A 12,779-nucleotide genomic window follows, 5' to 3' on the forward strand; every position below is an offset into this window, starting at 1 on the left:
AAAGATCGTTCTTTTTGCTTTTCGTTATTTAACAGGAAACGGTTTCCTTATTTAATGATCTCGGTGATAACACCCGAGCCGACCGTACGGCCGCCTTCGCGGATAGCGAAGCGCAAGCCTTTCTCGGCAGCGATGGGATGGATAAGCGTAACGGTCATCGTTACGTTGTCGCCGGGGGTAACCATCTCTACGCCCTTCGGGAGCTCGACCAAGCCGGTAACGTCGGTCGTGCGGAAGTAGAACTGCGGACGGTAGCCGTTGAAGAACGGGGTGTGACGGCCGCCCTCTTCCTTTTTAAGAACGTACACCTCAGCCTTGAACTCGGTATGAGGGGTGATCGAACCGGGCTTAGCGATAACTTGTCCGCGCTCGATATCTTTGCGGTCTACGCCACGAAGAAGAATACCTGCGTTGTCGCCGCTCTGCGCGGTGTCAAGCATCTTGCGGAACATCTCGATACCGGTAACGGTCGAAGAACGGGTCGCTTTGATACCGACGATTTCGACGGGATCGCCCATTTTGATAACGCCGCGCTCTACACGACCGGTAGCAACAGTGCCGCGGCCGGTGATCGTGAAGATGTCCTCGACGGGCATAAGGAAGGGCTTATCGACATCACGCTCGGGCGTGGGGATATACGCGTCGACAGCTTCCATAAGCTTCATGATGCATTCGCAAGCGGGATCGTCAGCCTTGCCGCCCTGCGCAGCTTCGAGTGCTTTAAGCGCCGAGCCGGGGATAACGGGCGCGCCGTCGCCGTCAAAGCCGTAGTTGGAAAGAAGTTCGCGAACTTCCATCTCGACAAGTTCGAGCATTTCGGGATCGTCGACCTGATCGGTCTTGTTCATGAAAACAACGATCTTCGGAACGCCGACCTGACGCGCAAGAACGATGTGCTCACGGGTCTGAGGCATAACGCCGTCGGTAGCCGCAACGACGAGGATAGCGCCGTCCATCTGCGCCGCACCGGTAATCATGTTTTTAACATAGTCCGCGTGCCCAGGGCAGTCAACGTGCGCGTAGTGACGGTTAGCCGTCTGGTACTCGACGTGCGAGGTGTTAATGGTGATACCACGCGCCTTTTCTTCGGGCGCTTTATCGATCTGGTCGTAGCGCATCTGCTCAGCCAAACCCTTAGCCGCAAGCACCATTGTGATAGCCGCAGTCAAAGTGGTTTTACCATGGTCGACGTGGCCAATGGTACCGATGTTTACGTGCGGCTTGCTTCTATCGAATTTTGCCTTTGCCATATTATAATGGTCCTCCAAAAAAATTTCTTTTTAATTTGTTTTATTTTACCACATTCTTCGGAAAATCTCAACCGTTTTGGATAAAGATTTTTTATAAAATTGAGATTAAAGAACGCGGGTTTTATATTAGGATAAGATTATTCACCTCATCCACCGCTTACGCGGTCCACCTTCCCCCTGAGGGGAAGGCTTAATGGACTGTTGAACCTAGCGTATTAAATTTTTCGTAGTCGCGCGCAAGAGAAGGAAGTCCGAGCGCCGACCGACGGGAGTGTACACCAAAGTACATGACCGAGGGCGGCGCGACGGCTGACGCACTATTGCGCGATGAATACGGAAAATTTATGCTTGGGCTTTGGCGCGCTCGCCAATAACCTTCTCCGCAATATTGCGCGGTACTTCGGCGTAGTGGTCGAACTGCATAGTGTAGTTGCCGCGACCCTGAGTGCGCGAGCGAAGGTCGGTTGCGTAACCGAACATTTCGCTGAGCGGGATCTCGGCGTGGATGATCTGGCTGCCGTTTACAAGGTCGGTACCGAATATCGTGCCGCGACGGGACGAAACGTTACCCATAACGTCGCCGAGGTACTCGTCGGGGAGCGTAACGTCGACCTTCATGATAGGTTCGAGCAGGTACGCGTCGCCTTTCTTCATACCGTCCTTGAACGCCATAGAGCCTGCGATCTTGAACGCCATTTCGGACGAGTCGACTTCGTGGTAGCTTCCGTCGTACAGCGTGACTTTGAAGTCGACGCATTCGTAGCCGGCAAGGATACCGCTCATGCGCGCTTCCTGAATGCCGTTGTCGACAGCGGGGATATATTCCTTCGGTACGGAACCGCCGACCGTTTTATCCTCGAACACGTAGCCTTGACCCTGTTCGAGCGGTTCCATAATGACCTTACAGTGACCGTACTGACCTTTACCACCCGACTGACGGATATACTTGCCTTCGGCTTCGACTTTCTTGCGAATGGTCTCGCGGTACGCGACCTGCGGCTTACCGACGTTGGCTTCGACCTTGAACTCGCGGAGCAAGCGGTCGACGATAATGTCGAGGTGAAGCTCGCCCATACCCGCGATAATGGTCTGACCGGTTTCCTGGTCGGTGTAGGTCTTGAACGTGGGGTCTTCCTCGGCGAGCTTGATAAGCGCCATCGTCATCTTTTCCTGACCGGCTTTGGTCTTGGGTTCGATAGCGACGCGGATAACGGGCTCGGGGAACTCCATGCTTTCGAGAATGATCGGGTGCGAAGCGTCGCAGAGCGTGTCGCCCGTTGTCGTATCTTTAAGACCGACTATGGCGCAGATATCGCCCGCGCGAACCTCGTCGATATCGGTACGCGAGTTGGCGTGCATAAGGAGCAAACGCCCGATACGCTCTTTCTTGTCCTTGGTCGAGTTGAGAACGTACGAACCCGCAGGGCAAACGCCGCTGTAACAACGGAAGAACGCGAGCTTACCCACGTACGGGTCGGCAGCGATCTTGAATGCAAGACCGGCAAACGGCTCGTTATCGTCCGTTTTACGCTCCGCCTCTTTGCCGTCCTTGTCCGTGCCTTTGATATGCGCGATATCGATAGGGCTGGGCAGGTAGTAAACGACGGCGTCGAGAAGCTTTTGTACGCCCTTGTTCTTATACGACGAACCGCAGAACACGGGGTTCATGGTCATGTCGATAGTAGCTTTACGCACGGCGGTGCGGATCTCGTCGACGGTGAGTTCCTCGCCCGCGAAGAACTTCTCCATGAGCGCGTCGTCCGTTTCGGCGACCGCTTCGAGAAGGATCTGGCGGTACTCGTCGGCTTGCGCCTTGTATTCCGCAGGGATCTCGGTCTCGTTAATGGTCTTGCCGAGGTCGTCCTCGTAGATTTCCGCCTTCATGGTAACAAGGTCGACCATGCCCTTAAAGGTGTCTTCCTTGCCGATGGGGATTTGGAGCGCAACGGGGTGCGCGCCCAAGCGCGTCTTCATCATGTTGAGCACGTTGAAGAAGTTCGCGCCGTTGATGTCCATCTTGTTGACGTACGCAATGCGCGGTACGCCGTACTTGTCCGCCTGACGCCAAACGGTCTCGGACTGAGGCTCGACGCCGCCCTTGGCGCAGAATACCGCAACCGCACCGTCGAGAACTTTAAGCGAACGCTCAACCTCGACCGTGAAGTCAACGTGCCCGGGTGTGTCGATAAGATTGATACGCACCATCGGTTGATCGGGAGCGGTCTGCCACTGCGTGGTCGTAGCCGCGGAAGTAATGGTTATACCGCGTTCCTGCTCCTGAACCATCCAGTCCATGGTCGCGCCGCCGTCGTGAACCTCGCCTATCTTGTGCACCTTGCCGGTGTAGAACAAAATACGCTCGCTCGTCGTGGTCTTGCCCGCGTCGATGTGCGCCATGATACCGATATTGCGCGTGTTTTGCAATGAAAATTGTCTTGCCATAATGATTTCCTCTAACTTATATCTAACTTAGATAAATTGGAATGTTTTAAGTCGTAGTCGCGCGCAAGAGAAGGAAGTCCGAGCGCCGACCGACGGGAGTGTACACCGAAGTACATGACCGAGGGCGGCGCGACGGCTGACGCACTATTGCGCGATGAATACGGCTTAAAACTACCAGCGGAAGTGCGCGAACGCCTTGTTCGCCTCAGCAACTCTGTGCATTTCTTCCTTGCGCTTGACTGCCGCGCCGGTATTGTTGTAAGCGTCGATGAGCTCGCCCGCAAGACGCTCATCCATGGTTTTCTCGCCGCGTTTGCGTGCGAACATGACGATCCAGCGGATAGCGAGGGTTTGTTGACGATCGGCACGGATTTCAAGCGGAACCTGATAAGTCGAGCCGCCTACACGGCGCGCCTTGACTTCGAGTTGCGGCTTGACGTTAGCCATAGCCTGATTGAACACGTCAACGGGTTCGAGCGACATCTTTTCCTTTATAATAGAAAAAGCGTCATAAACGATAGCCTGGGCCGTGCCTTTCTTGCCGTCAAGCATGATTTGGTTGACAAGCTTGGTCACGACCTTGCTGTTATAGATAGGATCGGGTAAAACGTCCCGTTTGGGGACCCCGCTTCTTCTAGGCATGATTATCTCCTTATTCGATTTTTAGGTGGGCAAACAAGCCCGTTGCGCTTTTCTTTATATTATATAGGAAAAGCGTTTTTGCGCCAAACGAAATTCCAAACTGCATATTGAACAGTTTAGGTCGACGAGTAAACGGAGCGCAAAGCATTGCGTAGTAATTTTCGAGTGACGGCAAGGCAACGCGACGAAGTCGTAGCAGCGCTACGTCGAGAAGCGTTAACGCCGCCGACGCCGAAAATTATAGCAAGGCAAAGCGCGAGTGTTACGAGTTGACCGTTACTTCGCTTTCTTCGCGCCGTACTTTGAGCGAGCTTGCTTGCGCTTTGCCACACCCGCAGTGTCCAATGCACCGCGTATGATGTGATAACGCACACCCGGCAAGTCCTTCACACGCCCACCGCGGACGAGCACAACCGAGTGTTCTTGCAGGTTGTGACCGATACCGGGGATATAAACCGTACCTTCCATCTTGTTGACAAGACGCACACGAGCGATCTTGCGCAAAGCGGAGTTGGGCTTTTTAGGCGTAGTCGTGGTGACGGACAAGCACACGCCGCGTTTCTGCGGGTTGTTGTCGAGAATAGGGCTCATCGACTTGTACTCGACCTTTTGACGACCTTTCCTAACAAGCTGGTTGATCGTAGGCATATTACTCTACCTCCTTATAGTAGTATTGCCGCTCTCACTCATAGTAAAATGAATAAAGAGCAATTTAGTCCACGCGTTGCACGCAAAAAATAAGCGTACCTATACGCGTACTTGTTATTATATCAATATAATATAACCTTTGTCAAGTATTTTTAGTGTCGTGTATTTACTTTTACGGTTATTTTTTGTTACGCCCGAATAGTTGCGGTTCGTTATAAATTGCTTTGCGCCAACTTTTTTATTGGATAGCTATTCTTTACTTCTTCCGCGGCTTTGGCAGCGGCGTGATCGGCTCGAGGATGTCTATTACTTTCGACGTGAGCTCGGCGTTTTCAATATCGAGGATATAGTGCTCTTTCGTGCCCTCGTACGGCAAGCCCGTTTCCGCGCCCGACATTATTTCTTTCAGCGGGTCGAGCATTTTTACGTAGACGGTATTATCGCAAACCAAAAGTATCGGTTTATCGTTCACGTAAACCATATACTCGCCGAACATTTTCTTATACCGCACGGCGTATTTACTGTCTATGCGTTCGCACACGAACTCGATAAAATCAACGGAAGTAGCCATAGCTATAATTGTACCACATACTTGCCGTTTTTGCAAGCCGAAACTCTCGATTAAGTGACGCGAGCAAGATTGCGTTAGCGATTTTCGTGATACGAAAGATATATGGTGGGCTCGTAGCGGCGCTACGTGCCCGACATATAGCTGCACGTAGCGCGGAAATCGATAGCAAGAATGCCGCACGAATTTAATCGAGAGTTTCCAAAGGATAATTTTACTGATTATCTATTGACAAAAAGCGCAAAATATAGTATATTATAGGTTGTATTAAACTACACGGGAAAACGTATCGATTATGAAAGACAACAACGCCGATCTCGGCAATCAGGTTATAGAAGGAACGAGCCCGCCTATCGAATTGGAGGCGGAGTACGTCATGCCCGACGGGAGCACCCGTCCTATTTCCATGCCCTCGGCAGAACCCGAACAAGCCGATCTCGACGCTCAGCTCAACGCGATGCTGGAAGGCGACGGCGTGATCAATGCGCAGGACCCCGTCGAACCGATCATACTTTCGGGCGACGACACCGTTTTTGCGCCGCCCCCGCCCGTGGTCGAAACCGAGCCGCAACCGACCGAGCCTACGCCCGATCTCGACGCTCAGCTTGAACAGTTGCTTAACGATAACGCCGAGCCGCCCGTTACCGAAACGAGCGAGCCCATTATTTTAACGCCCACGGAGCCGGTCGCGGAGCAATCGGCGGACGACCCGATCATAATCGCGCCGCCGCCCGCAGAAGAGCCTATCATTATGGGCGAGCCCGCGGAGCCCGTTATCACTACTCCGCCGCCTGCCGAGCAGCCTACGGAGCAGACGGAGCAGTCCGACGTGCCCACTGCGGCGCAGCTCGACGCAGAGCTCGAAGCGCTCCTAAACGACAAGCCGCTCGAAACCGAAACCGAACAGGATCTCGACGCGAAGCTTGACGAAATGATGAATCTTCCGCCCGACGAGGAAAAGCCCGCCGAGCAACCGACCCCGACCCAAGCGGTCGAGCCCGAACAGCCCCAAGCAACCGAACCCGCAGCCGAGCCCGCACAGGCGCAGCCGAGCGCGGAAGCCGCGGAAGCACGGCGCATGATGGAAGAAGCGCGGGCGATGATGGAGCAGGTACGCTTGGCGCAGGAACAAGCGAAGCTCGCACAAGAGCAAGCCGAGTGGAAAGCGCAGCAAGCGAAGTTTGCGCAGGAGCAGGCGGAAGCCGCGCAACAACAGGCGCAGTTCCAAGCCCAACAGCAAGCCCAACAGCAAACGTTACAGCAACAGCAACAACCGCCGATACAACAACCGCAACAGCCGTCCACGGCGGAAAACGCAACGCTCGAAACAGCGCGCGAGATGATGCGGCAAGCGCAATTGATGATGCAACAGGCGCGGCAGCCGCAAGCAGCTGGCATACAGACCGCACCTACCGAGAACAACGGCGCGCAAGCCGCGCTCGAAATGATACGCCAGGCGCAATTGATGATGCAGCAGGCGCAACAGGCGCAGTTCCAAGCCCAGCAGCAAGCGCAGCAGGCGCAGTTCAATGCGGCGTTGCAGGCGCAGCAGCCTGCCGCGACCGCTGTACCTATCACCGATCCGTACGCGATCAAGGAAGTCGACAGGCTCAAAAACGAGCTTGACGGTATGCGCGAGCTTGTGAACAAGCTTACGTTCACGATCGCGCAGAACCCGAACGCAACGGCTGCACAGCAACAATTCATGCAACAACAGCAGTTCATGCAACAGCAACAGCCGAGAGGCGACGACGACCGCGAGCAGTACAAGAAGCTCGAAGGCGAGCTTGAACGGATGCGGCGCGAGATAATCGAAAAGGATCTGCGCGATCGCGAGAAAGAGCTCGACCGCAGGCAAAAGGAAGCGGAGAACAGCGTTAAGGATATTCGGCCCGAGATGGTGCAGATGTCCGATTCGCGTGATATCGCGCCCGTCGGCAACGGCGGCATTCCCGCGGGCAGTGAGTTTATTCCGCTCGCCAACGGCGTGTTCTATTCCATTAAAGACAAGCAGGTGTACGTGATGACGCCCGCGTCCAATGCCGCGGCGGCACGCCCGACTATCGAACCGACGCGCAAAGCCGCGCCCGCTAAGAAAAAAGCCGCGCCCGCACGCCCTGCCGCACGGCGTCGACCCGCACCGCGCAGACCCGGTTCGCCGTCCGCACGGCGCAGACCGATGGGCAGACCCCGCCCGCATAGATAGTTTTTTCTCTTCTTTCTTGTGAACAAGAAAGAAGCAAAGAAAACTTTAAGTTAAAAAATAAAGAGTGGTTTGACCGAACCACTCTTTTTGTGTTTAACTTTATTTACGCCTTCCCCAATTGTGGAAGGCTATCGTTCATTCAACATACACTCTCTAATCACCGCGTAGCGGTCGATAATTATTCATTATTATCTATTCACTATTAACTCTATCTTACTCCCCTCTTATCTTCGCGTTGGGAACGTATCTTTTTGCTATCTCCAAATACCGCGAAAGAACGGACGGCGGCGGGGGCGTTAGCGTTTTGGACGGAACAGTGTCACGCATTACGAACGCTTGCAGGAAATACCGTTTAGCGCCTTTAATCATGCGCGCCGCGTCCTCTATGCTTTTTTCGTCGAACAGCTCGGCGGCGATCGTCGTTCTGAACTCGTAGTCCACCCCGCTGTTCATAATAAGCTCTATCGATCTTTGCACGGGCGCAACGTCAAACCTGTCGGCGTACAGCCCGACCGCCTCGGCGTAACGCTCGGGCGAGTTCTTAATATCCATTGCCACGTAGTCTATAAGCTCGGCGTCGAGCAAGGCTTTCAGCCTGTCGGGCAAAAACCCGTTCGTGTCCAGCTTTACGAGATAACCAAGCGACTTGATCTCGCGAAGCAGTCTATCGAGATCGGTATAGATCGTCGGTTCGCCGCCCGTCACGCACACGCCTTCCAGAACGCCCGAACGCTTTTTCAAAAAGTCGAAAACCTCGCGCTCGTCGTAGAACTCTACGTCGGCGGCGAGCAGCTCGCTGTTATGGCAGTACGGGCATCTGAAATTACAGCCCGGAACGAACAGCGTGCAAGCCGTGTGCTCGGGGAAATCGAGCAAGGTCAGTTTTTGCAGACCGCTTATCTTAACGTACTTATCCAAAATAATACCTGCGCGTAATTAATAATTAGATTATACATAATTACGCAAGGCTTGTCAACTTTTCAGCATTCTTATAAGCTTATTGCGCTTGCCCGCCGACATATCCGTGCCGATAAAGCAGTAGTCGCTAAGGCTGTCGCTCACCGAATACCCGCGCTCGTGCTCGAAGTAGTGACAGTCCTTATACCTATCGAGCGTATGCACGGGCGGGGGCTTTTTAACGTCGTAGCCGGCGTTGCGCAGCTCGCTCATCATGCCCGCCGCCCTGACGAACGCATACACGGCGGAATCGCCTTTTGTGGGCGGCGCAACGCAGTCGAGTGCCTTGCACAGCGCGTGTAGGTTCTTGTGCGCGCGGACGCTTAGCTTGTCGGATACCTCTGCCTGGTTGAGCCACAGCGCGGATAGGAACTCGTTCATGCGATAGTCGTGATTCTCACCCTCGCTGTACGCGTACCGCGAAAACCCGAGCGCGGCAAGCCTATCCTCGGCGTTGAGCAACAGCACACTGCCGCCGCCGCGCAAGCGTTTGTCGTGCCCGATTATTCCGTAATCGCCGCTTGCGCCCAGGGGTTTACCGTTGTACTCGCCGCCTCGCCCGTCGAGCGCGAGCTCGATAAGCGGAACGTTACGCGCCGTGCAAATGGGTTTGAGAATGTCGAGCTCGGCGACCGCGCCGAACGCGTTGTCGACAATAACCGCTTTCGGCGGCTTGTTTTGCAGCTCCGCCCACACGAACGCCGCGTCGAGCGCGTCGGGCGAAACGCATCGGGTCGTCGGGTCGCAGTCGAGGAATACGGGGATCGCGCCCGCGTGCGCAACCGACGCTATGTACGAATAGAACGTGAAGGTCGGCACGAACACGTAATCGCCCCGCCCCGCGCCGCACAGAAAGAGCGCGGTATCGATCGCCGCGTCGGCAGTCGACAGCGCGACCGCGTTCCTGCCCGTCAGCCGCGCCGCGTAGCGTTCGAGCCGCATGACCGTATCCCAACCGTCGAGCGCGCCGAGTACCGCGCCCGCGGCTTCACCGTGTTTGTCGATAAATATCATATACGCATAGTATGTGACGAAATCGGTGCGGCAATGCGTTTTGCGCCGACCGTTGACATCCTGCGCGCGGTAATATATAATAGAGGAAAGAAAAAACCGAGGTGCGACCATGCCCGAATACGATGAAGAATTTTACATGAACGCCACAATCGATCGGCTTGACGATCTCGCCGTGAACGGCGACGACGACGCTTGCGTGTTCTACATAATGCGAAAGATCGAGGCGAGCGAGCTTACCGAAGCCGACGTTGCGCGGCTTGACGGTCCGCTCAAAAACCTCAATCGCAACGCGGCGTGCGTGGGCGCAATGGTGTACGAAAAACGCTCGATATTCGCCGACGAGGAAAAAGAGCTGTTCTCGTACGCGATCATCGAGCAGGACAACGACGGCGCGGCGCATAAACGCTTGACCAAGTCGTACAAGGCTTCGGCGGATATTATCGACAAGATCGACCTGAGGCTTATGCGAACGGCTATCGATTTTTGGGCAGCGGAAACAATACGCGGAAAAACCTCGCGGCTGGACGTGCGCGCCGAACGCATGACGAAGGACAGCGGGTATCCCGATTACAAAAGCGCGCTTATCGTCGCGCTGTCGATCACCGAGCCGAGCGGCAGGGCGACCGAGTTCGATAACGTGTACGTGGCGTACCTGCGCGGCAAGGACGAGCGAAAAGCATTGTCGCGGTTACAAGACGAGCTCACCGAGGAGATCTCGCAGATCGCCGAAAAATGCGGCGTGCCGTACGGCGAGATCAAGATAGACGGGCGCACCTGCTATCGGTTCGGCGGAGGCGCGGGAGCGCAGCGCACGAACGGCACGCCCGACCACGTTAATATTTTGTCTAATGCCGAGGTCGATATCCGCGTGGCGGACGACGGTCGGCTCGGTCGAACGGTTTGCGCGCACTGCGGCGGCACGCTCGACGATAACGGCGTTTGCACGGCGTGCGGGCGCAAGCACGAAAAGACGGACGACGGCATAGTCATTCACAAGAGCAAGGACATGGAAGCCTTGCTGTGCACGCAGTGCGGCTCGCCCGTAAATATCGACGCGGGCGGAAAGACGGCGGTCTGTCCGTACTGCGGCACTACGTTTGCGGTCAACGGCAGTTCGCTCGCGGCAGGGGTGTTCGGTATTAACTACGAGGATATCAAGGCGGATATGCCGATAGGCGCGACTCTTCCCGATATCAAGTTCGTGCGCGCGAGCGTGGCGGACGACAAGATTGCGGCGGTCATGCCCGAAAGCTTTATCGTCATGCCCGAGGCGATGCGGCGAATAAAGTACAACGCCAACGCGCCCAAGCACATATATACAACGCCCGACGGCACGGTCAATTTCAATCTTAATTTTACGGGCGCGCTTAGCGAGACCGACGTGTTCGACGCGGGGAGCAAAATGCTCGGCATGATGAAAAGCGTGTTCCCCAACGCCAAGTTCGGCGAAGCGCAAAAGCTGACCACTCCGCGCAATATCTTTAAGTTCGAGCTGTTGACCGCCGCGCTCGACCAGAGCGTGTATAACGTAATGTTCATCTTCTCGATAGACGGCAAGCAAGGCGTGGGGTCGTGGAACTGTCTCGGCAAGGACCGCTGGTTTTGGGCGCCCATCTTCGACCTGGCAATCAGAACAATGTCATTCTGAGCGCAAGCAAGGAATCTCCGAGATCGCTTGCCAATTACCGTATTTTACTTGACAATGAAATTTTAACGCTATATACTATATTCAATTAAAGTCATTCTTTGGGGCGGGGTGAAATTCCCCACCGGTGGTTATAGTCCACGAAGGTTGAGCGATTGCTTAACCCCGAGCGGGTGAAATTCCCGAGATGATTTTGACAAGCGACGCGCAGGGATTGCGTCGGCGATTTAGCCGCTAAGAAGGCAGCGAATTGAAGTCGTAGCAGCGCTACGTCGATAATTCGCTAACGCACTTAGCGACAAAATCGGTAGCAATACCGCGCACGAGCTTATCAAAATTATCATTACCGACGGTATAGTCCGGATGTTAAAAGAAAGACGGCTTCGTTTTTTCACCCCGAGGATATTTCTTCGGGGTTTTTACTTAGAACGACTTTAAAACAAAATTGAAGGAGTTCTACCATGGAAGAAAACACAACACCCGTGGCGACGGAAGCAACGCCCGCCGCAACCAAGAAAAAGGAAAGCTATTTCAGCTCGACTATGATCGCGTTCATAGCGATGTTCGCAACGCTCGCGGGCGTGCTGTATATACTTAACTTTTCCATTCCGTTCGCGTTCCCGAGCTTTCTCGAATTCAAGCTGTCCGACGTGCCTATCCTTATAGGCGCGTTCGCGCTCGGTCCCGCGCCCGCCGCGATAATAGTAGTTATCGAAATACTGATAAAGCTTGTTATAAAGGGCACGTCTACCATGTTCGTCGGCGAGCTGAGCGACCTCGTGACCTCGTGCGTATTCGCCGTGACGGCGGGGCTTATTTACAGCAAGCACCGCTCGTTCAAGGGCGCGCTCGTCGGCATGGCGATAGGCACGCTGTTGGAAGTGGTCGTTGCGATACTGTTCAACTGGCTGGTGCTCGTACCGTTCTATCTTCAAGTGTTTTTCGGCGGGAACTGGCAGCCGCTTATCGGCATGATGACCCCGCTATTCCCGTCGTGCACGCAGGAAACGTTCTACGTCTTCTATCTGTGGGTATCGGTACTACCCTTCAATCTTTTGCGCTGTCTTATCGCAAGCCTTATAACCCTGCTCGTTTACAAACGCATTTCGCGACTTATCTCGCGGGTCAACCGCAAGCTCTACCCCACGCCGCACGTAAGCGATAACGACGGCGAAACCGACGCTCCCGCGCGCAGAAAACTCGGTAAAGCCGATATAATCATAATCTGCGTTGCTTCGGCGCTTTTCGCTCTCCTGGTGCTGTTCGCGTTACTTAGATATTTCGTGTTCTAACCCTTTAAAACCCGTACTATGTTTATTTACATTTCGAAAACAGCTGTTATCTTTAACTCTCTTTGTCTAAACTCAATGTTAAATTTTCATAAAAAGCTTGCATAGCAACAAAACC

At 54.4% G+C, this 12,779-nt stretch carries 10 protein-coding genes; 3 read left to right on the plus strand and 7 right to left on the minus strand.

The features are described from left to right. Nucleotides 1-47 precede the first annotated feature (47 nt). From tuf to HDT28_08280, 5 genes are all read right to left on the minus strand, one after another. Nucleotides 48-1,250 carry an elongation factor Tu gene (gene tuf, locus HDT28_08260; GenBank protein MBD5132559.1) on the minus strand — a complete coding sequence of 401 codons (1,203 nt, stop codon included), beginning with the start codon at nt 1,248-1,250 and terminating at the stop codon, nt 48-50. 342 nt (nt 1,251-1,592) lie between these two features. Beyond that, a complete protein-coding gene (fusA, locus tag HDT28_08265; protein MBD5132560.1) occupies nt 1,593-3,692 on the minus strand; it encodes an elongation factor G in 2,100 nt (699 codons plus the stop codon). A gap of 171 nt (nt 3,693-3,863) precedes the next feature. Beyond that, nucleotides 3,864-4,334, minus strand: coding sequence for a 30S ribosomal protein S7 (gene rpsG / locus HDT28_08270; GenBank protein ID MBD5132561.1), 471 nt, complete (start codon nt 4,332-4,334; stop codon nt 3,864-3,866). A 276-nt stretch (nt 4,335-4,610) separates the two neighbouring features. After that, nucleotides 4,611-4,982, minus strand: coding sequence for a 30S ribosomal protein S12 (locus HDT28_08275; GenBank protein MBD5132562.1), 372 nt, complete (start codon nt 4,980-4,982; stop codon nt 4,611-4,613). Nucleotides 4,983-5,238: 256 nt separating this feature from the next. Next, nucleotides 5,239-5,553 (minus strand): hypothetical protein, encoded by a 315-nt coding sequence (locus HDT28_08280; protein MBD5132563.1) that lies wholly within the window; start codon nt 5,551-5,553, stop codon nt 5,239-5,241. Nucleotides 5,554-5,845: 292 nt separating this feature from the next. Here HDT28_08280 and HDT28_08285 point away from each other — a divergent pair, with 292 nt between their 5' ends. Next, nucleotides 5,846-7,756: a hypothetical protein gene (locus tag HDT28_08285; protein ID MBD5132564.1), complete on the plus strand. Its 1,911-nt coding sequence runs from the start codon at nt 5,846-5,848 to the stop codon at nt 7,754-7,756. A 213-nt stretch (nt 7,757-7,969) separates the two neighbouring features. On the opposite strand, the gene HDT28_08290 is transcribed toward HDT28_08285, so the two are convergent. Both HDT28_08290 and HDT28_08295 read right to left on the minus strand, forming a co-directional pair. Further along, nucleotides 7,970-8,674 (minus strand): anaerobic ribonucleoside-triphosphate reductase activating protein, encoded by a 705-nt coding sequence (locus tag HDT28_08290; GenBank protein ID MBD5132565.1) that lies wholly within the window; start codon nt 8,672-8,674, stop codon nt 7,970-7,972. Between the two features lie 54 nt (nt 8,675-8,728). Next, nucleotides 8,729-9,727, minus strand: a complete 999-nt coding sequence (locus tag HDT28_08295) for a DegT/DnrJ/EryC1/StrS aminotransferase family protein (GenBank protein ID MBD5132566.1) — start codon at nt 9,725-9,727, stop codon at nt 8,729-8,731. A gap of 109 nt (nt 9,728-9,836) precedes the next feature. On the opposite strand from HDT28_08295, the gene HDT28_08300 reads away from it, so the two are divergent. Together HDT28_08300 and HDT28_08305 are read left to right on the plus strand one after the other, a co-directional pair. Continuing rightward, nucleotides 9,837-11,375, plus strand: a complete 1,539-nt coding sequence (locus HDT28_08300) for a zinc ribbon domain-containing protein (protein MBD5132567.1) — start codon at nt 9,837-9,839, stop codon at nt 11,373-11,375. A gap of 458 nt (nt 11,376-11,833) precedes the next feature. Beyond that, a complete protein-coding gene (locus HDT28_08305) occupies nt 11,834-12,664 on the plus strand; it encodes an ECF transporter S component (protein MBD5132568.1) in 831 nt (276 codons plus the stop codon). The last annotated feature ends 115 nt before the right edge of the window (nt 12,665-12,779 follow it).

The organism is Clostridiales bacterium, assembly GCA_014799665.1.
Classification (GTDB): Bacteria; Bacillota; Clostridia; order Christensenellales; family Pumilibacteraceae; genus Anaerocaecibacter.